At 40.9% G+C, this 22,614-nt stretch carries 17 protein-coding genes; 11 read left to right on the top strand and 6 right to left on the bottom strand.

Annotated elements, in window-relative coordinates; all coding sequences use genetic code 11:
- Positions 1–693 precede the first annotated feature (693 nt).
- Positions 694–2,331 (top strand): bifunctional metallophosphatase/5'-nucleotidase, encoded by a 1,638-nt coding sequence (locus EAE93_RS00310; protein ID WP_214038820.1) that lies wholly within the window; start codon positions 694–696, stop codon positions 2,329–2,331.
- 226 nt (positions 2,332–2,557) lie between these two features.
- On the opposite strand, the gene yiaY is transcribed toward EAE93_RS00310, so the two are convergent.
- Positions 2,558–3,709, bottom strand: coding sequence for an L-threonine dehydrogenase (gene yiaY, locus EAE93_RS00305; protein ID WP_214038819.1), 1,152 nt, complete (start codon positions 3,707–3,709; stop codon positions 2,558–2,560).
- Positions 3,710–4,006: 297 nt separating this feature from the next.
- Here yiaY and EAE93_RS00300 point away from each other — a divergent pair, with 297 nt between their 5' ends.
- From EAE93_RS00300 to EAE93_RS00290, 3 genes are all read left to right on the top strand, one after another.
- Positions 4,007–4,498 (top strand): YbaK/prolyl-tRNA synthetase associated domain-containing protein, encoded by a 492-nt coding sequence (locus EAE93_RS00300; RefSeq protein ID WP_214038818.1) that lies wholly within the window; start codon positions 4,007–4,009, stop codon positions 4,496–4,498.
- A 494-nt stretch (positions 4,499–4,992) separates the two neighbouring features.
- A complete protein-coding gene (locus tag EAE93_RS00295) occupies positions 4,993–5,613 on the top strand; it encodes a beta/gamma crystallin domain-containing protein (RefSeq protein WP_036814691.1) in 621 nt (206 codons plus the stop codon).
- Positions 5,614–6,575: 962 nt separating this feature from the next.
- Complete coding sequence (locus tag EAE93_RS00290) at positions 6,576–7,205, top strand: beta/gamma crystallin domain-containing protein (protein ID WP_110091442.1); 630 nt, start codon at positions 6,576–6,578, stop codon at positions 7,203–7,205.
- A 182-nt stretch (positions 7,206–7,387) separates the two neighbouring features.
- Here EAE93_RS00290 and gndA read toward each other — a convergent pair whose 3' ends face one another.
- A complete protein-coding gene (gene gndA / locus EAE93_RS00285) occupies positions 7,388–8,794 on the bottom strand; it encodes an NADP-dependent phosphogluconate dehydrogenase (RefSeq protein ID WP_214038817.1) in 1,407 nt (468 codons plus the stop codon).
- A 245-nt stretch (positions 8,795–9,039) separates the two neighbouring features.
- On the opposite strand from gndA, the gene EAE93_RS00280 reads away from it, so the two are divergent.
- Together EAE93_RS00280 and EAE93_RS00275 are read left to right on the top strand one after the other, a co-directional pair.
- On the top strand, positions 9,040–10,611 hold the full coding sequence (locus EAE93_RS00280) for a TerC family protein (RefSeq protein ID WP_036777931.1): 1,572 nt from the start codon (positions 9,040–9,042) through the stop codon (positions 10,609–10,611).
- Between the two features lie 286 nt (positions 10,612–10,897).
- A complete protein-coding gene (locus tag EAE93_RS00275; RefSeq protein ID WP_214038816.1) occupies positions 10,898–11,335 on the top strand; it encodes a GNAT family N-acetyltransferase in 438 nt (145 codons plus the stop codon).
- 134 nt (positions 11,336–11,469) lie between these two features.
- Here the strand turns inward: EAE93_RS00275 and asmA are convergent, their stop codons facing one another.
- The 4 genes from asmA to apbC form a co-directional block, all read right to left on the bottom strand.
- The gene (asmA, locus tag EAE93_RS00270; RefSeq protein ID WP_214038815.1) at positions 11,470–13,302 is read right to left on the bottom strand and encodes an outer membrane assembly protein AsmA; all 1,833 of its coding nucleotides are present in this window, start codon (positions 13,300–13,302) and stop codon (positions 11,470–11,472) included.
- Positions 13,303–13,359: 57 nt separating this feature from the next.
- Positions 13,360–13,941 (bottom strand): dCTP deaminase, encoded by a 582-nt coding sequence (gene dcd, locus EAE93_RS00265; RefSeq protein ID WP_036777925.1) that lies wholly within the window; start codon positions 13,939–13,941, stop codon positions 13,360–13,362.
- 58 nt (positions 13,942–13,999) lie between these two features.
- Complete coding sequence (gene udk, locus EAE93_RS00260; RefSeq protein ID WP_118985326.1) at positions 14,000–14,641, bottom strand: uridine kinase; 642 nt, start codon at positions 14,639–14,641, stop codon at positions 14,000–14,002.
- A gap of 272 nt (positions 14,642–14,913) precedes the next feature.
- Positions 14,914–16,026 carry an iron-sulfur cluster carrier protein ApbC gene (gene apbC / locus EAE93_RS00255; RefSeq protein ID WP_040151018.1) on the bottom strand — a complete coding sequence of 371 codons (1,113 nt, stop codon included), beginning with the start codon at positions 16,024–16,026 and terminating at the stop codon, positions 14,914–14,916.
- Between the two features lie 221 nt (positions 16,027–16,247).
- Here apbC and metG point away from each other — a divergent pair, with 221 nt between their 5' ends.
- The 5 genes from metG to EAE93_RS00230 all read left to right on the top strand — a co-directional run bounded on the left by metG (position 16,248) and on the right by EAE93_RS00230 (position 22,473).
- Entirely contained in the window at positions 16,248–18,275 is a 2,028-nt protein-coding gene (gene metG / locus EAE93_RS00250; RefSeq protein ID WP_214038814.1) for a methionine--tRNA ligase, read from the top strand.
- Between the two features lie 132 nt (positions 18,276–18,407).
- Positions 18,408–18,836 carry a CidA/LrgA family protein gene (locus tag EAE93_RS00245; protein WP_110086430.1) on the top strand — a complete coding sequence of 143 codons (429 nt, stop codon included), beginning with the start codon at positions 18,408–18,410 and terminating at the stop codon, positions 18,834–18,836.
- Between the two features lie 2 nt (positions 18,837–18,838).
- Complete coding sequence (locus tag EAE93_RS00240; RefSeq protein ID WP_036814618.1) at positions 18,839–19,534, top strand: CidB/LrgB family autolysis modulator; 696 nt, start codon at positions 18,839–18,841, stop codon at positions 19,532–19,534.
- 142 nt (positions 19,535–19,676) lie between these two features.
- Positions 19,677–20,561 carry a cytidine deaminase gene (gene cdd / locus EAE93_RS00235; protein ID WP_040151014.1) on the top strand — a complete coding sequence of 295 codons (885 nt, stop codon included), beginning with the start codon at positions 19,677–19,679 and terminating at the stop codon, positions 20,559–20,561.
- Between the two features lie 214 nt (positions 20,562–20,775).
- Positions 20,776–22,473, top strand: a complete 1,698-nt coding sequence (locus EAE93_RS00230) for an NAD-dependent malic enzyme (RefSeq protein ID WP_214038813.1) — start codon at positions 20,776–20,778, stop codon at positions 22,471–22,473.
- Positions 22,474–22,614: the final 141 nt, after the last annotated feature.

Here is a 22,614-nt window from a genome sequence, read left to right as displayed (position 1 = left end):
AAGACAGAAGACAGAAGACAGAAGACAGAAGACAGTCTAATTTTAGCTCCTTATCCCGTCAATACAATTGATTTTCCATTCCAGCTTCACCATTGAAAAACAACTTCACCTCAAAATAGCCGATTTGCGAATCGGCTGTTACTTTTAGACACAGCCTATTAATCGGTTTGTGGGGAGGCAATTAATTCCACATTAAATAAAAAGATAGGTATTTGGCCCGAATGGTTTTTTTAAATTTATATGATTTCATTTAAATACAACCTTCTCAGTAAGAAAAGGTTTCATTCAAATAGGATTTGAATTACTAACCTGAATTCTGGATAAAAAATCGAACTAATTGCCTATTTCAAGATCAAAATCTTCCCCCACAAAAACCGATCTTATTTAGAAAATGGATTTGTATGGTATTGATGTGAAATAGCACTGGAATCGCATCGAAAGTAGTCTATCTGCGGGTTACTACCTGCATGATGTAAATACAAATACCTTTAATTATAAAAAATAAACCTATACTTTTGATTTAGATAAATATTTTTCAATTTCCAAGTACAATAATCTGCTTTTGTTCGTCGAAGTACCATATTAAAGATAAAACCATTCAGATCAATCGTGATGAGTTTTACATTTATTACAGCAAAGACTTAAAAGTGATTGACTGTCCAAAACGTGAACTCGATACCAAGAGATAATAAGATGAATAATAAGCATAAATTAATTTTTTTGGCGATTGGCAGTACCCTATTGACCGGATGTGTCATTAAACCCGGTCACGATAAAACAGATGTTATTGATGTTCGTGTGCTGGCTATGAATGACTTTCATGGCTCCCTGAAAGCACCAGATCCCAACAAATCAGGTGGCATTGAACATATGTCCACGCTAATCAAGGAGTTAAAGAAAGAGAACCCTAACAATATTGTCGTTGGTGCTGGTGATATGATCGGTGCAAGCCCATTACTCTCTTCAATGTTCCATGATGAGCCAACGATTGAAACACTATCCAAAGTAGGTTTGGAAGCAACTGCCGTTGGTAATCATGAGTTTGATAAAGGTAAGGATGAACTACTGCGTAAACAGAATGGCGGCTGTCATCCTATGACTGGCTGTCAGGGGCTAGAACCATTTACGGGGGCGAAATTTCAGTATCTGGCAGCAAATGTCACCGTCAATCAAACGGGTAAAACCCTATTTCCTGCATATATCATTAAAAAATTTAAAGGCATTCCGGTGGCTTTCATTGGTCTGACTCTGGAAGGTACGCCAAAGATCGTGATACCAAGCGGAACCGAAGGTTTGAGCTTTGCTAACGAAGTTAAAACCATTAATGCTTTAGTGCCTGAACTACAGAAACAAGGTATTAAAGCAATAGGTGTTCTGATTCATGAAGGCGCTGAACAGAAACGTGATGGAAGGCGTATTAATGTGAATACCTGTAATGATCTAACCGGTAAGGTTCTAGACATTGTTAACCAACTGGATAAAGAAATTGATTTCGTCATTACTGGTCACACGCATCAAGCATACAACTGTGTGGTTAATGGTAAGCCAGTCACTTCCGCACAAGCTAACGGCGCGTTAATAACCAATTTGGATCTAAAACTAGACAAATACACTAAGGATATTGTGGATTTTAAAGCAAAAAATATTTGGGTTGATAACCGTAAATATGAAAAAGATCCAGAAGTAACTAAGATATTGGATGCATATGAAAAAATAGCCGCTCCATTGGCAAACCGGGTCATTGGTAAGTTGGATAGCGACCTGAATAGGCAAACTAATCGCGCTGGTGAATCTTCACTGGGTAAAGTGATTGCAGATGCACATTTGTATACTGCTGCATCTAAAGAGAGTGGCGGCGCCCAAATTGCATTTATGAACAGCGGCGGTATTCGTGCTGACATGACTAGCGGTGAGGTAACTTACAATGCTATCTACGCTGTTCAGCCATTCTCTAATATATTATTAACTAAGACACTAACCGGCGAACAAATTAAACGTCTGCTGGAACAACAATGGGATCGTTCACGTTCGCAAGTTTTAGCGGTTTCTAATGGTTTTGAATATCAGTGGGATAGCACCAAACCAATAGGCGATCGTGTTATTGCCAGCTCAATAAAAATCAATGGTGAACCTGTTGAATTAAATCGAAAATACCGTGTGGTTGCTAACGAATTTTTAGCAACAGGGGGAAGTAACTTTTCTGTGTTTAACGAAGGTATTGATCCTGTATATAGCGTGCCTGACGTTGATGCAGTAATGAAATATTTCGCTGAAAAATCTCCTATTGCTTATCCTAAACAAGATCGCATCATTAACGTGAACAAAGAATAATTAACAGCCTATTTTGTTAGGTTATTTTATTAATCATGCCCTGCGAAATAGGTACAGCGAATACATACAATTCTATATATCGCTTCCCTCTGTAACCACAATCTACAGCCCTTTTCCGGTAGATGAAAAGGGCAAAAACAGTCACACGAAAAACGACTGTCAGGCGACGTAGACGTCCACGTCGCCTTTTAGGCACTGCTCCCCTATCTGAAAAAGGATGCCAAAATCACATAGCAGCTTTAAAGATTGCAACAATTTCCTCGTGGGTAGCCTGAACCGGATTAGTCAAACAACATATATCTTTCAAAGCATTAGTTGCTAACTCTGGTAAATCTTCTAGTTTGACATTCAGTTCCGCTAGACCCGACGGAATACCAATATCTTTTAACAATTTACGAATTTCAGCAATACATGCCGCAGCCCCTTGCTGATCATTCATAGCGCTTACATCTACCCCCATCGCGGCGGCGATATCTTTCAAACGCCCCGCAACTGCTTTAGCGTTGAACTCTTGAACGTGTGGTAACAAAACAGCATTGCATATACCGTGTGGTAAATTATAAGTACCACCCAATTGGTGAGACATGGCGTGAACATACCCCAGTAATGCACTATTAAACGCCATACCCGCCAAGAATTGTGCATAAGCCATGTTTTCACGTGCTTCTATATTGTTCCCATCTGCGACTGCCTGGCGTAAAGAGTGACTAATCATCGAGATTGCTTTCAGTGCACAAGCATCCGTTATTGGGTTAGCCTCAGTAGAAACATAGGCTTCAACCGCATGAGTCATTGCGTCCATTCCGGTTGCGGCGGTTAACCCTTTCGGCATTCCCACCATCAATTCTGGATCGTTCACAGACAAAACAGGTGTTATTTTCTTATCAGCAATGGCCATTTTAATATGGCTTTCAGTATCGGTAATGACACAGAAACGTGACATTTCTGACGCAGTACCCGCAGTCGTATTGATAGAGATTAATGGCAAATGCGGTTTAGATGAACGACCAATACCTACATAATCCCGGATATCTCCTCCATTAGCAGCGACTAACACAATCGCCTTTGCACAATCATGTGACGACCCACCGCCTAAAGAAATAACGCAATCACTATTATGCTGACGCAGAATATCCAAACCTTCCTCAACGTTAACTGTCGTCGGATTCGGATGGGTTCCATCATAGATTTCACTCTCAATATCAACATCAGATAATAGAGCTTGAACTTTTTCCGCCACTCCAATTTTACTTAAAACACGATCAGTCACAATCAATGCTCGTTTGTAACCATCAACTTTCATCGTATTTATCGCTTTAACCAAACAACCCGCACCAAACATATTTACTGAGGCCATAAAAAAAGTCGTAGTCATCATTGATAATTCCTTAATATTAAAATAGTTTTAGAATGAAAATATATAAAAATTAAAATTTAAAAATCACCTAATGGAATTACAGATCATTGCTCTTGCAACAAACATAAATAATAGTTCTATTTAAACCATATAATTCAAAAAATATAAACATATACATCGGTAGAGTTAGATGATGTTTATCAAAATAGTATTTGATAATTTTCCCTATTGGTAATATATGTAATTAGCAATATAATAAATACAATAATCGATAAGATTAATATATCAATTCACAAGATTATTACTTAGGAGTTTATTTTGCCCTCTAACGAAATATTTAACCGCCTGACTGCATTACTCGATAATCATCATGCCAGCTATCGGGTGGTGGAACATCCAACCGCCGGACGTTCCGAAGAAGTTGCAAAAATCCGTGGTACGCAACTTGGACAAGGAGCAAAAGGGTTAGTTTGCCATGTTAAAGGGGAAGGATTCCGTCAATACGTACTCGCTGTACTGCCTGCGGATCAACAAGCCGACCTCTCTTCACTGGCAAAACAGATCGGTGGCAACCGCGCCTCACTGGCAAGCCCTAAAGAAGTTTTTGAACTGACTCAATGTGTGTTTGGCGCTATTCCACCTTTTAGTTTCCGTCCAGATCTGAAACTAGTCGCAGACCCTTTATTGTTTGAACGTTTCGATGAACTGGCTTTCAATGCCGGTAGTCTTGAACGCTCAGTGATTCTTAACACTCAAGATTATCACCGAATCGCACAACCTGAATTAGTGAGTTTTCACCGAGTAAAATAAATACCATTGCGAAAAATGATATTTGTCAAATAGCCTATAGAAATAGGCTATTTAAGATAATATTTTAAACACATTCATTTAAAGTGGTAACTATCCCGCCCCCATAAATTTATATCACGAGATAAAGCCATTCTTATTTCCACATTATCTAAACATTAAACAGAGAGGTATAATTATCAAATACCATGAATATCTAATTATTCACTACTGAGCCATATACAAGAAATTATCAATTACATTAGGGAATAATTCCCTACCCCAATAAAGGTGTCTTTTGATAGGAATCTTCAATTATTTTTAATTTCAGAATCTTTATTTCAATTATCAGCATAAAATGATATGTCAATTATATTGGTGTTATATTGGCAACAATTTAATATGCTTATTCATTATATTTTATTAAATACAAGAACCCACACTCACTGTATTCTCATATCGCTTTCAAAAAGAAAGATGACGTTTTTTTTAAAATAAAGTTTAAGGAATAGAAAAATATGACTAATAAGTTAGTTACAGGTGCAACTTTTTTCGATAGAAAATACTTTCTGGGTGAAGCGCACCATTATCCAGAAAATGATGTTATTATTCCATTGCCTTATGATCTCAACGACAGATTCCGCTCAGTAAGAATTGGAACACTATCAAAAGTTTATGCATGGCGTCATCAGAGCGATTGTGAACCAGGTCAACGCTATCGTGAATGGGAATACGATCATCCAGATATCGATAGAGAAATTAGAGGATTATCTAAGTTCAAAGTAGCACCAAAAGATACCTGTCTAGTTGCATTAAGACTTATTGATGATACTTATTCAGGTATTAAATTCTCAATGTTCACGAATACACATTGTGTGGGTCCAGTTGAAACAACAACTGATGATGATTATGCACTGGTTGGTATACTGCCATTTGAGACCGAGTTAGTCACTGCCATTGCAATAAGAAATACCAGTACTGGAGTATATATTAATAACGGATCATTCTATTTCTATCGTGATGCAAATGGTGTTGTTACTATTGATGAGAAAGCTAATTTCCCTAAAAATCTCAGAATAGTTAATGTAGGTGGTAATCGTTTCGATATTCATATTATCAGTACCGATTTTTCTAACTAATCCGGTCATAATGTAACAATAATTAACCATTGTTTTCAGACAGGCTACGTTCTGAAAATTTAAGCAACACCGTTGCGGAATATCATTAAAAACCGCAACGGTGTATTCATTTTTGCCAATAAAATAAATTTTTAACAATCAGTTAGCCATTCACTGTTATTTGTCTTTTTTCATAAAAATTTATAACTAAAAAGTTAAATAATAATTTAACCTAAAAAAACATTAAATCAATATCCCTAGGAACAATGATCATAATCTATTTCCTTTGAGATAAATAGTTCCCTAACGATTAATTCTAAAAATTATAGAAACATCCAACCATTACATTATTGCATATTTAATTCTAGGTATTTTCATAATATTATTAATAAAAAACAATCTTATAACATCTACTCAAAACACCAAACATGAAAAATATTCACAATTAAATTGAATACCAAGCCTAAGATACAAGACTCACTAAAAGTATCAAACTCTCATATTTCAAACAGTTAGTTGGACTATATTAATATAATTATCAAGATATTATTAGGTACTTTTTAAACAGCTTTACTTTATACATTTTTATGCTAATTTTAATATTAACCTATCGAATATTATTCCTTTATTGACTGGATATATCACATCTAAAGATGAGGAACGAATAAATTATTATTAGCAAATATCATATATAAAAAGCCAATTTGTAAAAATAGTAGAAACGAGCAAATACTATATACTTCGCATTAATACAATCGGGTATACTTCCAGAAAAACATTACATAGGAGTTTATTAATGGGAACATTTTTTTCTTGGCAACCTATACCCTATGGATTTCAAGATGCATCGCGACGGCCAGGGAGCGAATCCCCGGGAGCATAGATAACTATGTGACTGGGGTGAGTGAGTGCAGCCAACAAAGAGGCAACTTGAAAGATGACGGGTATATATATTACTTACATTAACTTTAAGGAGTAAAAGAATGACAAAAGAATTAATTACCGGCGTCACATTTTTCGAAGAAAAAAACTATCAGGGTAAGTCACATGATTACCCAGAGCTAGATAAAATTATATCGCTCCCTTCCAATCTTAACGATAAGTTCCGTTCAGTAAAAATTGGCAAGTTATCAAAAGTCCATGCATGGCGCCATTATAACGATCCAGAGAGTAAATATTATGAGTGGGTAGTCGATAATCCAGATATCGATAGAGAAATCAGAGGATTATCTAAATTCAGAATTATGCAGAAAGATACGAAACTGGTTGCACTAAGAATCATCGACGATACTCATTCAGATATAAAATTCTCTATGATTGTCAAGATATTTAATGGAGAAGAACAAGAAACAATCGACGTTAACGCAACAACAGATGATAATTATACTGTCGTTAACGAACTATTGGTACAGAAAGAGATAGTCACTTCAATTTATGTAAGAAATGTCAACACCGGAGAATATATTGGTAACGGGTCATTCTATTTTTCTTATGATGCTGTCGGTATTGCAACTGTCGATGAAGGTCTCAATTTCCCTAAAAACTTGAAGCTGGTTCATGTAGGGAATAATCGTTTTGATTTTCACATTATCAGTACTGATCCTATTGCTTAATCCGGGATTAATGTGACAATCATCACTCTCAGACAAGTCATATTCTGAAATTTAAGCTACACCGTTGCGGTACATTTGTTAGAAAAACCGCAACGGCATATTACAGACGATCATCGAAATTAAGACCACATCATGTCAGATGTGAAATCTTCATTCTCTAGATCAACCGGTGATAATTGGGCTTATTCCATCCATTCAGTATGGAAAATTCCCTCTTTATCAGTACGCTTATAAGTATGAGCGCCGAAATAGTCACGTTGAGCCTGAATTAAATTAGCAGGCAATACAGCAGAACGATAACTATCGTAGTAAGAAATCGCGGCAGAGAAAGTCGGGGTTGGGATACCATTCCGCACCCCATAAGAGACGACATCACGCAGCGCTTGCTGATATTCATCAGCAATTTTCTTAAAGTAAGGCGCCAACAACAGGTTAGCAATATCCGCATTTTCGTTATACGCGTCAGTAATTTTTTGCAGGAATTGAGCACGAATAATACAACCCGCCCGGAAAATCCCGGCAATCTCACCGTAATTGAGATCCCACTGGTACTCATCAGATGCCGCTTTCAATTGCTGAAAACCCTGAGCATAAGAGACAATTTTACCCAAATAAAGCGCACGGCGGACTTTCTCAATAAATTCGGCCTTATCACCTTTAAATGGTTGTGCTTCTGGCCCGCTCAAAATTTTAGCCGCAGCCATTCGCTGATCTTTTAGAGAAGAGATATAACGTGCAAATACTGATTCTGTGATCAACGTCACTGGAATACCTAAATCCAGAGAGCTCTGGCTGGTCCACTTACCCGTGCCTTTATTTGCTGCTTCATCCAAAATCACATCAACCAAATATTGGCCTGCTTCATCTTTCTTACGGAAAATATCAGCAGTGATTTCAATCAAATAGCTACTCAATTCGCCGTTATTCCAGTCAGTGAAAATCTCAGACAGTTCTTCATTACTCAGATTTAGGGCATTCTTCAATAAAGAATAGGCTTCAGCAATAAGCTGCATATCACCGTATTCAATGCCATTGTGAACCATTTTCACATAATGGCCGGCGCCATCCGGTCCAATATAGGCCACACAAGGTTCACCTTCGGCTTTAGCCGCAATCTCTTGCAGAATTGGCGCTACCAATTCATACGCCTCTTTTTGACCGCCAGGCATGATAGATGGCCCTTTCAATGCCCCCTCTTCACCACCGGAAACCCCGGTACCGATAAAATTAAAACCTTGAGCAGAAAGCTCGCGATTACGACGGATAGTATCCTGAAAATAGGTATTACCCCCATCAATCAAAATATCACCTTTATCCAGATGTGGAGTCAACGAAGCAATAGTTTTATCGGTTGCTTCACCAGCCTTAACCATGAGCAGAATACGGCGCGGTTTTTCCAGTGAATCGACAAATTCTTCGATAGTGTAACTTGGAACTAATTTCTTCCCCGGATTTTCGGCGATCACTTCGTCAGTTTTATCACTTGAACGGTTAAATATAGATACGGAATAACCACGGCTCTCAATATTGAGTGCCAGGTTACGCCCCATCACCGCCATACCGACAACACCAATCTGCTGCTTGGACATGAATAACTCCTGTCTGATGATAATTCGGCTCACCAATAATAATTAGTGTGCAATTTGTTAATGTGATCACATGTTAACTCAGGATGCGTCCTAATGGATAGTTATTGGTGCCATCGATGCCGCTACACCTCATTTTTTGGAAAAAACTTCCCAAGATGAAAAATCAACTATTGAAATTTGATGAGTCAATGCCCATTATTCATTATTCGGCATGAGCCGTCATATTAAAAGGTAAAACAAACTGTATGGAATGGATCGCTGATCCGACGATATGGGCTGGACTGGTTACTCTTATCGTTCTAGAAATTGTCCTTGGAATCGACAACTTGGTCTTTATTGCCATTCTGGCAGATAAACTTCCTGAAAAACTAAGAGACAAAGCAAGAATTACAGGTCTGAGTTGCGCATTACTGATGCGTGTCGTACTGCTTTTTAGTCTTTCCTGGCTGATAACGCTAACTCATCCATTAATTACGCTTTGGGAACATCCATTTAGCGCCCGCGATCTGATTATGCTGATAGGCGGTCTTTTCTTACTGTTCAAAGCGACGATGGAGCTCAATGAACGGCTGGAAGGTAAAGATGCCCACTCAGGACAACAGCGCAAAACATCTAAATTTTGGACGGTTGTCGTTCAGATAATTGTCCTTGATGCTGTATTCTCACTAGATTCAGTGGTTACTGCTGTTGGTATGGTAGACAACATCGGTATCATGATCGCGGCAGTCACCATTGCGATGTTCCTGATGATACTGGCAAGTAAGCCGCTGACCACTTTCGTCAATGCTCACCCGACTATCGTTATTCTCTGTCTGAGCTTCTTATTGATGATCGGTTTCAGTCTGGTAGCCGAAGGTTTTGGTTATCACATACCAAAAGGCTACTTGTACGCCGCTATCGGCTTCTCCATTATGATTGAATCCTTAAACCAATTTGCTCAGTTTAACCGCCGCAGGTTTCTTACTGCTTCCCGTTCACTGCGTGAAAGAACAGCCGAAGCCGTTTTACGTATCCTGAGTGGTAAGCATGAAAATGCAGAATTGGACAATCATACATCTAATCTGATTTCTGATAATCAGGAAGTGTTTGATCCACAAGAACGCCAAATGATTGCCAGAGTTCTGGGTATGGCGCAGCGTAACGTCAACAGTATCATGACTTCCCGTCACGACGTGGAGTACCTTGATATTCATGCACCAACCGAAAATCTAACGCAAATACTGAGTAAAAGTCCTCATACACGCATTGTGGTAACAGATGAAAATATCAGTGACGAACCATTAGGTGTTGTCCATGTTATTGATTTATTGAATCAACAGCTCAATCAACAGCCTTTCGATTTACACTCGCTGATAAAACAACCGCTGATTTTCCCTGAACAGCTTTCTCTACTCCAGGCATTAGAGCAGTTCCGCCAGGCACAAACTCACTTCGCGTTTGTTGTCGATGAATTTGGTTCTGTGGAAGGCGTGGTGACTTTGACCGACGTAATGGAAACTATCGCTGGTAATTTGCCGGTAGATGGCGAAGAAACTGATGCCCGCCATGATATTCAAGCGACTGAAAATGGTGGTTGGATCGCCAATGGTTATATGCCGCTGGATGATTTGATCCTTTATGTTCCTTTGCAACTGGATGAAAAACGTGAATATCAAACCTTGGCAGGTTTATTGATGGAACATTCACAACATATTCCACAACAAGGCGAGCAATTACAGATTGATAATTATCTGTTTGAACCGTTGGAAGTAACCAGTCACCGAATTAATAAGGTAAAAATCACCCCTCTGGCGTCAGAGGAAGAAAATAAAGAATAACTCAGTGTTATTGATCACTAATCATATTTGCCATCACTGAGTTTTTCCTCAGAAACAAAATAAAACCCGGTCAGTTTAAACTGTACCGGGATTTTTTTAGCCTTTGCTATCAATACTATATTCGGAACTATTATATGCGGAACTCTATGCGAATACTGTTAATGATTTATCTAACTAAATTAAATAACTTTGTATTTAGAAAAAAAAGCCATAGCTTCTCAATTCAATAAACTTCATATACACTTGCCAATCAATAACATTATTCATCAATTTAAAAGGATATTACATGAATATAACCCTCGCTGATGTTGATAAAGACAATTATGAAGATGTCTGTGATCTAACAGTAACCGATGACCAATGTGAATATGTCGCAGATAACGTGTGGTCACTGGTTGAATCAAAATTCAATCCCTCATACCAAACACGTGCAATTTGCTTAGATGGCAAACCTGTCGGATTTTTTATGTGGGTGCCTGAAACAGATCAAAAGACATCAATTTGGCGATTTATGGTGGATCAACAACATCAAAACAAAGGCATTGGACGCCAGGCAATGCTGCTAGCCCTTAATGAAATTAGGCAAACAAATGGATTAAAAGAAATAGAAATCTGTTATAAGCCAAGCAACACTGTAGCAAGAAACTTTTACGCCAGTTTTGGCTTTGTTGAAGTCGGCATGGATGAAAAAAATGAAGAGATGTTAGCAATTATTAAAATTTAATTCACAAGTAGAAATTCACTTTTGTACCGAAATTGACCGCTCAGGCAACGATAAGAATTTATTTAAGTATCTGGTTAAGCATAATAGTCAATTAACCAGAATTGAACGGTCAAATCAGGCATGAGCTAATACAGCTAATGACTGCTACGTTCAACCCAATCGTTAATAGCCTGTTTTACCTTGTCCTCCAACTCATTACGTAGCAGTTGTTCAATATCCAAATTGTATTGCAGATTATCCCAATGACCATAAACTCGCAGTGGTACTTTCATTTTTCGCAGACGACTAACCAATTCATTATCTTTGCCCCATCCTTGTGTTACCTGTACTTTTAAAGCGACATCAACATTTTGTTTAAGTAGATTAGCCTTACCCTGTCCATCAATATTTAGCAGATCAGATACCGCATGAAGTCGACTGATTTTTATATCACCTCGATTCAGTACTGCTTTAACATCAAGCTTTTTGGCACGGGTAAAGTTATCCATATTATCAGTAATATTCACTTTATCCGTTGCACGAGCAACAGATTGCTGGACTAATTGTGGGATATTTAATCCATACATTTTGGCATTAACTAAACTGAAATTAAGATCACCCTGCCAAATATGCGAAATCGCATAACCATCATATCCTTTACCAGAAAGATCGCCATTCAGATTGAATTTACCACTAAATGCCTGTGGTAAAGAAAATGCTTTGAGTACCGGTTCCAGTTCTATATTCCGCAGCAAAGGTTTTGCGTGTAACTTAAGTTGATTACCCGTTGCATCTAAAAAAACCGGAATAGAGAAATCACCACCAAATAATTTGCCATTCAGAGTAGAAATTTCAGCGACACCACTATTACTTGTCGCTTTCAATATCAGGTTATCGATCTCCATTCCTCGATAAACAAACTTATCCGCATTAATAATCACATTAGCATTAAAATCATTTAGGAACGTGGCGCTATAATCAGTCTGGGCAGAGCTTGAAACAGCGATCACCGGTTTAGCCGAACTATTCTCTACCCGGTAATAACGTTTAACTTCTGAGCCTTCTTTAGGAAACAAGTCCCATCCCATCAGATTATCTAGATTCAGTTTTTGGGAAGATAAGTCTATCTGATAATCCGCGTGAGCCCCCAACATGGCTTTTATACTGCCATGCAGTTCACTCTCATTAGCGGTGAAACTCAACATCTGTAAAGAAACGATTTGCGGTTCATCTGCCGTCTCTTTTTGATAAACAGCATGTACTTTTCCTGAACCACTAATTCCCCCCGTAGGTATACCCGCGCCCTGGAATTGATAATCAAAAGAGTCAATATTACCAGCAACACGATATGGATAATCAGTAATATCAACATCAGCATTAAGATTAAAAGCCAGTTCTTGCTGATTCTTACTAACTTTGCTACTTAACTCCACGCTGATATGGTTTTGGTTATCCCGCGCCATCAGCAGATTAATATCGCGGACATTTAACTGCTCATGCTCATCACGCTGCCAAATAAGCAAACTATCCACGACTTTAATTCTGGCAATATCAAGCTTCCAACCCTCACCCTTCGCAACAGGATTGGCCGCACTCCCTTTTGGTGCAATAGGGATATTCTCTTTTTTCTGAGATTGACTCTCTGGGGTTACTCTCAATATCGCCCCTTTCAGCATCACCTCTTTCACAGCAAGTTGATGAGAAAGAAGCGGCCACAACTCCACATCAAGACGCATATTTTCTGCCGTCACTGTTGGCTGAGCCGCTCCTGGGGCCGTTAATGACATACGCCCGGTAATAATGCTCAGTTTTGGCCAGACATGCCAGCGCATACCATCTTGCAGGACGAGTTGGTAGCCACTCTTCTTTTGCACCTGTTTGACCATATAAGCACGAAAGTCATTCGGGTTCACCAACATGACTAATGCTGCCAGACCGGTAATAATCACGACCAGCAAAATAATCAGTGTCGTCAGTAATCTCTTCATGACTTCCTCCGCTTTTTTGTCAAAACAGTCAATGCAACTCAATAGCCGATAAAAATATTAATCTTCATCAATACGACTACCCACCGCACCCTGTTGGTTTTTATACTTCGCATCTTGACGACGGTTATACGGACGGTCTGCGGAACCAGACAATGGTTCAAAACTCAAAGCACCGATGACCATGCCCGGACGTAACGCCAGAGGCAATTTACCGGAGTTATAGAATTCGAGAACAATCTGACCATGCCAACCCGGATCAATCCGATGTGCCGTCACGTGCACCATCAACCCAAGACGAGCAAGAGAAGAACGGCCATCAAGCCAACCCACCAAATCGTCCGGCAATGTGACGGATTCCAGCGTAACAGCTAGTGCCAACTCGCCAGGGTGGAGGAAAAAAACCTCATCGTCAGACAGGATAATTTCATCACTCATCACGCGATCAAGCGCAGCGCTGACCTCATCTTTCGGACCACTCAAATCAATATATGCCGCAGTATGACCACAGAAAACACGAAACTGATTCCCAAGGCGCACATCAGCAGTTGCCCCGTTAATACGTTCAATCGGCGGACGTGGAGCAATGACTAATTTACCTTCATCAAGCCATTTAATTATGTCGCGGTCACAGAGTCGCATTATTTCCTCTCAAATACGATGATGCTTATCAATTCAATGCCTGACAAGCAAAGTTTTATTATTCGCAGAACTGACCAATTTTGGCTTTCAATATATCAATCGCGACCCGGTTTTTACCCCCGCGCGGCACAATAATATCTGCATATTGCTTTGATGGTTCAATAAATTGCAAGAACATTGGACGCACAGTTTTATGATATTGCTCAATCACCGAATCCAGAGAACGTCCCCGTTCATGCACATCCCGTTTAATACGACGCATAAGGCAAATATCCAGTGGCGTATCAACAAAAATAGAGAAGTCCATCTCCTGACGCAAGCGTTTATCAGTCAATAACAGAATACCCTCTAGGATAATAACTCTTTTCGGCGCAAAATGAATCGATTCTAGTTTACGTGTATGGGCAACATAATCGTATTGTGGTAATTCAATTGATTCACCCATTTTCAGCGCTTGCAGGTGAGAAAAGAGCAGATTGTGATCCATTGAGCTTGGATGGTCATAATTAGTCTTATAACGCTCTTCCATTGATAGATTGCTCTGATCTTTATAATAGCAATCCTCTGGTATAATACCGATATTGTGATCACCAACCTGAGCGCGTAATTCACGATAAAGTGTATTAGCAATGAGACTTTTACCTGAGGCAGATGCACCAGAAATTCCTACAATTGTGCACTGATATGCTTCGTCAGCCATAATAGAGATAACCTGATTCTAGAAAAAAATGGGAACAAAGCACTTATGAGTGCTAAGTTTGGCGAGATTATAGGGAGTTAATGGTATCTGTTCCAGTGTAAACAAGATAAGTCTCATTTTTTTCGAAGCGTTTCGCATAAAAACGATGTAACAAGGGAAATCGTAACGAGGGAAATCGGACAAGCATACTTATTCCCCATACAAAATCTCCCCATGCAAAAAGCGGGCAATGAAAACATCCATCGCCCGCTATCATCAATCAAATACCCGCATTAAACGGCACGGAATGAGATTTCTGTTGGTATCTTCTCACCTTGCCAATACATCTGCGCTGAAATATTCGCGGCAATTTCGCGATAAATATCCGTGAATTCACTATCAGGATCACTGATAACCGTTGGCTGACCACGATCCAGATCTTCACGCAGTGAAATATGCAGAGGGATTTGTCCCAATAATTTACAGTGATATTTAACCGCCAATTTTTCTGCCCCACCCGTACCAAAGATAGGTTCCGAATGACCACAGTTGCTGCAAACATGCACACTCATGTTTTCGACAATCCCCAGTACAGGCACCTTCACTTTCTGGAACATGACGATACCTTTCATTGCGTCAATTAAGGCAATATCCTGAGGCGTTGTTACCACCAGCGCCCCCGTTACTGGAATGTTTTGCGACAAAGTGAGCTGAATATCACCGGTCCCTGGCGGCATATCGATAACCAGATAATCAAGATCCGGCCATAATGTATCCTGTAACATCTGCATCAATGCTTTACTAGCCATTGGGCCACGCCATACCATTGCATTATCGTCTGTTACTAAATAACCAATAGAGTTAGTGGCAAGGCCATGCGTCATGATCGGCGCCATATGCTGCCCATCAGGGGAAGTTGGGCGCTCTTTGGAGGTTCCCAACATACTCGGAACAGAAGGGCCGTAGATATCTGCATCAAGAATACCGACCTTTGCCCCCTCTTGAGCCAATGCCAGCGCCAGGTTTACGGCGGTGCTGGATTTACCCACCCCGCCTTTACCTGAGCTGACAGCCAAAATATTACGGACGCCATTAATTCCCGGCAGATCATTAGCACGACGTAATGTGCTGATATCATGGATCAATTTCCATGCCACCGATTTTGCGCCGGTTACCGCCTGTAATTTTTCCGTTGTCGCCGCTTTTAACGCTTTAAAGCCGCGTTGCCAGACAAACGGCATCAGTAATTCAATGTGCAAAACACCATCAAGCATCGTACAGTGATGTAGCGCTTTCAGTGTTATCAAATCACGTTCTAGTGTCAGGTGTGTAAAAGTAGCAAGTATTTTTGTTACCTGAGATTTCAGCAGGTCAGGATTGGTCTGCTCGGGGGATTGTGAGTTCATCCCGGCTCCTTTAATGATTATCATTAGCTAAAAACCATCTCTCCATCATAACAGAACCTAAAGCGTTCAGATAAGATTGGCGACAAAAACCCGCTTCCCGTTCGCTGATTCGATTTTTATCCAACAAAACGCACTAAGATTGAGCCTTACCCTAGCGACAATTTTTTTAATCGGTTAACATCAAACTTCCTTTTTCACTTATTGGAAGTCAGATCCTTACTATGTCTCAAGTCGCAAAAAAATTATTGGTGACGTGCGCGTTGCCATATGCTAACGGTCCAATCCATCTCGGTCACATGCTGGAACATATCCAAGCAGATATTTGGGTCCGTTTTCAGCGAATGCGCGGCAAAGAGGTTCACTTTATCTGTGCCGATGACGCTCATGGAACGCCAATCATGCTGAAAGCTCAGCAAATGGGTATTGCTCCTGAAGAGATGATCGCCACGGTGAACCAAGAGCATCATCAGGATTTTACTGGCTTTTCGGTGAGCTACGATAACTATCACTCTACGCATAGTGAAGAGAACCAAGCGTTCTCAACGAAAATCTATCTCGAACTGAAAAAAAACGGCCATATTAAGAATCGTACTATTTCTCAGTTATACGATCCTGAGAAGAATATGTTTCTGCCGGATCGCTTTGTCAAAGGTAGCTGCCCGAAATGTAAGGCAGAAGATCAGTATGGCGATAACTGTGAAGTTTGCGGTTCGACTTACAGTCCGACTGAACTAATCAGCCCCCGTTCTGCCGTCTCCGGCGCGACGCCAGAAATGCGTGAAACAGAGCACTTCTTCTTCGATCTGCCCGCATTCAGTGACATGTTGCAAGCCTGGACCCGTTCCGGCGCATTACAGGAACAAGTTGCCAACAAAATGCAAGAATGGTTTGAATCCGGTTTACAACAGTGGGATATCACCCGTGACGCCCCCTATTTCGGTTTTGAAATTCCTGATGCGCCGGGCAAATATTTCTATGTTTGGCTGGATGCCCCTATTGGGTATATGGGTTCTTTCCAAAACCTGTGTGACAAACGCGGAAATCTAAGCTTTGATGAGTTCTGGGCAAAAGATTCCACTACCGATCTATATCACTTTATCGGTAAAGACATTGTTTATTTCCATAGCCTGTTCTGGCCGGCCATGTTGGAAGGCAGCGGTTACCGTAAGCCAACCAACGTGTTCGTTCACGGCTATGTCACCGTCAACGGCGCGAAGATGTCCAAATCCCGCGGTACTTTTATTAAAGCCAGCACTTACTTGGATCATCTGGATGCAGACTGTTTGCGTTATTACTATGCAGCCAAACTCTCTGCTCGCATTGATGATATCGATCTGAATCTGGAAGATTTTGTTCAACGTGTTAACAGCGATATCGTTAATAAAGTTGTTAACCTGGCCTCCCGTAATGCAGGCTTCATTAATAAACGCTTTAACGGCAAGCTGGCGGATAAACTGGCTGATCCGGCGCTTTACCAACAGTTTATTGATGGGGCAAAGGTGATTGCAGAAGAGTTTAATAACCGCGAATTCAGCAAAGCAATCCGCGAAATCATGGCACTGGCTGATTTGGCAAACCGTTATGTGGATGAGCAAGCGCCGTGGGTGGTGGCAAAAGAAGAAGGCCGTGATGCCGAGCTTCAAGCTATCTGTTCAATGGGCATCAACCTGTTCCGCGTTTTGATGACTTTCCTGAAACCCGTTTTGCCAAATCTGGCAGAACGCGCAGAGGCTTTCTTAAATACAGAACTTACTTGGCATGGTATTGAACAACCGTTGCTGGATCATCAAGTTTCTGCCTTTAAGGCGCTGTTCACTCGTATTGATATGGATAAAGTGAACGCTATGGTCGCGGCATCTAAAGAGAGCATCAACACACCACAAAAAGTCAGCGGTCCACTGGCAGAAGATCCGATTCAGGACACGATCACCTTCGATGATTTTGCCAAAGTTGATATGCGCGTCGCCCTTATTAAACAGGCTGATTTTGTCGAAGGCTCGGATAAGTTGTTGAAACTGATGCTGGATCTAGGTGGCGAAACCCGCCAGGTATTCTCTGGTATCCGCTCCAGTTATCCTGATCCAAAAGCGCTGGAAGGCCGTTTAACCATTATGGTAGCCAATCTGGCGCCACGCAAAATGCGCTTTGGTATTTCAGAAGGGATGGTTATGGCGGCCGGACCTGGTGGAAAAGATATCTTCTTACTCAGCCCTGACAGCGGCGCCCAGCCCGGTATGCAAGTGAAATAATAGTCAATTTATTTCATTAATATTTTTACCCACGGGGATCAGCAATGGTCCCCGTTTTTTTGGATGTGATCTATGGCACATTCCCAAGGTTAATTGTATGATGAATACCTCACCAGAATTAGGAATTTTGTTATGTCGTTTCGTGAAGTACTGATTATTGGTTGGCAGTACCTGCGAGCATTTGTTCTGATTTATTTGTGTTTGCTGACAGGTAATGCCATTTCTTCCCTATTACCCATCATTATTCCCGGCAGTATTATCGGCATGTTGATATTGTTCGTTTTATTAGCTTTTCAACTAATTCCTGCTCATTGGGCAAAACCAGGCTGTAGTCTGTTACTAAAAAATATGACTTTGTTGTTTCTGCCTATCGGCGTCGGCGTGATGAATTATTACGATCAACTCAGCCAACAGATAGTTCCGATTGTTTTTTCATGTCTAATCAGCACCGTAATCGTTATGATCATCGTGGCTTACAGTTCCCATTATGTTCATCGTGAACGCCCGATTATGGGTTCCGCATCAGAAGTTAAGAGTGAACAACAGAAACAAGAGAAATAAAAATGTTAAGTCACATTTGGTGGTCGCTGCCATTAACATTAGTTGTATTCTACACCGCAAGAAAACTGTCGCTACGATTCAAAATTCCTATTCTGAACCCCTTATTGGTTTCTATCGCCATCATTATTCCGATATTGCTAATAACCCACACGTCCTATGAACACTATTTTGCCGGCAGCCGAATTTTAAATGATCTACTCCAGCCCGCCGTGGTTGCACTGGCATTTCCTTTATATGAGCAGCTACATCAGATCCGTGCCCAATGGAAGTCCATTATCAGCATCTGTTTTATCGGCACTATTGTCGCTATGGTGACAGGCACTGCTATTGCCTTGTGGATGGGCGCAACGCCTGAAATGGCCGCTTCGATATTACCTAAATCCGTCACAACACCAATAGCAATGGCAGTAGCTGATGCCATTGGCGGTATTCCGGCAATCAGCGCTGCTTGTGTTATTTTCGTCGGCGTTTTCGGTGCAATATTTGGTCATAACCTGTTCGATCTGTTACAGGTAAAAACCAAAGCATCCCGCGGCTTAGCAATGGGAACAGCATCACATGCTTTGGGTACTGCCCGCTGTGCAGAAGTTAATTTCGTTGAAGGCGCGTACAGCTCATTGGCATTGATGACCTGCGGTATCATTACTTCACTAACAGCTCCCTTTATATTCCCAGTGTTGTTATACCTATTTAGCTAATTTAGCTGTTAGGAAATTTGATATTAATCGCTTGATTACTCACTTCAATTACATAAGTCTCATTCATCTATATGACATTAATCACATTACAAATATAACCAGACAACTTAGAATGATCTTAAGTTAATTCGGAGATCACACTATGCAAGCTCGTTTTCATCCTATCTGGGTACAGTTACCCTCTAAACTACAGGATGCCCTTTTACCTTACGCAGGAAACAATGACTTTCCTGCCATGCTCACGGCTAAACAGGCTGAATCTATTAAGAAAGCCTGCGGTTTTGACGATAACACCCTGGCTGTCGCCCTGTTGCCACTCGCAGCGGCATGCTCCCTGACACCAATCTCACATTTTAATGTTGGCGCCATTGCCCGCGGAAAAAGTGGAAATCTCTATTTTGGCGCGAATATGGAATTTGCTGGCGTACCACTACAACAAACGATTCATGCTGAACAATGTGCGATTACCCACGCTTGGTTATTAGGTGAGAAAAAACTGGCGTCTGTTACTGTGAATTACTCTCCGTGCGGCCATTGCCGCCAATTTATGAATGAACTTAATAGTGGCTCCCAATTAGAGATTCACCTGCCAAAGCAAGTACCTTCAACATTAGGTCATTATCTGCCAGATTCTTTTGGCCCAAACGATCTGGGCATCAAGACGTTGTTGATGGACCCGGTTAATCATGGTTATAAACTAGAAACCACGGATACATTAGTCCTGACTGCATTAGATGCAGCAAACCAGAGCTATGCCCCATACAGTAATTCCTACAGTGGTGCTGCGCTTTTAGGAAAAGATGGAAAAATTTATCCTGGGCGTTATGCAGAAAATGCCGCGTTTAACCCAAGCTTACCCCCATTACAAGCAGCGCTAATTCTGATGAACATTTCTGGTGGTGATTGCCTGGCTATCGACAGAGCTGTGTTGGTTGAGGAAAAAAACTGTGATTTATCCCAACGGAGTGCAACTCAATCCATACTTGCTACGCTCGGTTGCAGCAAATTTGATTACTACACTTTCTGAATCCAGTGGAAAATTCATTTTTCCCTCTATGCAGATAGAGGGTTTTCCGCTATAAAAAACAATTACCGTAACATTTTATTAGCTAACTCTGGATGTTATCTCTCATTTTTACTCATAATACCTCTAATTAAGTAACATTTACTGTACATATTTTTCCTATCTCTTAGGATCTATAGCTAACCTTGTTATCCATTTAGTTCAAAGAGTAAGATTCATGGAACTGGAACACGAAAGTAAACGTCCACTATATATTCCCTATTCTGGCCCAATGCTGTTGGAATTTCCCCTGCTGAATAAAGGCAGCGCTTTTACTGAAGAAGAACGCAGCAACTTTAATCTTTACGGTTTATTACCGGAAGCGGTCGAAACCATCGAAGAACAAGCTGAACGTGCTTATCGACAGTATCTTGATTTCAAAAATGACGCAGATAAACACATTTATCTGCGAAATATTCAGGACACTAACGAAACCCTGTTCTACCGCCTGCTGGATGCACATTTGAACGAAATGATGCCAATCATCTACACGCCAACCGTTGGCGAAGCTTGTGAGCACTTTTCCGATATTTACCGCCGTGCCCGTGGCCTGTTCATCTCATATCCAAACAAAGCACATATTGATGACATGCTGCAAAATGCGACCAAACAAAATGTAAAAGTCATTGTTGTTACCGATGGTGAACGTATCCTTGGTTTGGGCGACCAAGGCATTGGCGGCATGGGTATTCCTATCGGCAAACTCTCCTTGTATACCGCCTGCGGTGGTATCAGCCCAGCTTATACACTGCCAGTCGTGCTGGATGTCGGCACCAACAACCCGCAACGCCTGAATGACCCGTTATATATGGGCTGGCGTCACCCGCGCATCACCGGTGAAGAGTATGATGAATTTGTAGACGAATTTATTCAGGCTGTTAAACGCCGTTGGCCAAACGTGCTGCTGCAATTTGAAGATTTCGCACAAAAAAATGCCATGCCTCTTCTTAATCGCTATCGCCACGAGATTTGTTGCTTTAATGATGATATTCAGGGAACTGCCGCCGTTACGTTAGGTAGCTTAATTGCTGCCAGTCGCGCGGCGGGCCGTCAATTGAAGGATCAAACTGTTACTTTCCTCGGAGCGGGTTCCGCCGGTTGCGGCATTGCAGAACAGATCGTCGCCCAGATGAAATCAGAAGGGTTAAGCGAAGAACAGGCTCGTGCCCGTATTTTCATGGTTGACCGCTTCGGTTTATTGACAGACAAACTGCCAAATCTATTGGATTTCCAGAATAAGCTGGTACAGAAAAGCGACTCATTGACTCAATGGGATGTAAACAGCGATGCCATCTCGCTGCTCGATGTTGTCCATAATGCTAAACCGACGGTATTGATTGGTGTTTCAGGTCAGTCAGGTTTGTTTACAGAAGAGATCATCCGTGAAATGCATAAACACTGTGAACGTCCAATCGTCATGCCATTATCGAACCCAACTTCCCGCGTTGAAGCCCGTCCTGAAGATATCATCAACTGGACGGATGGCTCGGCTCTGGTTGCGACAGGCAGTCCATTTAATCCGGTAAAATATAAAGACCAGGAGTATCCAATCGCCCAATGTAACAACGCCTATATCTTCCCTGGAATTGGTCTGGGTGTTATTGCGTCAGGGGCCAAACTGGTTACTGACGGTATGTTGATGGCAGCAAGCCGGACGCTGGCGGATTGTTCACCTCTAGCCCAACAAGGCCAAGGCCCGTTACTGCCACTTATTGATGATATTCAGGAAGTATCACGCAAAATTGCTAAACAAGTCGCCAAAGAAGCACAAATACAGGGCGTTGCCACTGTTACCTCAGATGGCGCGCTGGATGAAGCAATTGAGCGCAACTTCTGGAAACCTGAATATCGCGTGTACAAACGTACTTCATTCTGATTCTTATCGCTAGAAATATGCAAAAAGCCTGTTAGTAAAAGTAAATTAACAGGCTTCTTTCCTAAAGAGAAAACTTGCTTAGAAATTTCAGGTAAAGTAGCCTTTAACAAATTCAGTCATTAATGTGTATAAAAAGGCAAA

The sequence above is a fragment of the Photorhabdus akhurstii genome (assembly GCF_018448925.1).
Classification (GTDB): domain Bacteria; phylum Pseudomonadota; class Gammaproteobacteria; order Enterobacterales; family Enterobacteriaceae; genus Photorhabdus; species Photorhabdus akhurstii.
The sequence above is the reverse complement of the archived record's forward strand: the minus strand, read 5'-3'. Positions and strand labels throughout refer to the sequence as shown.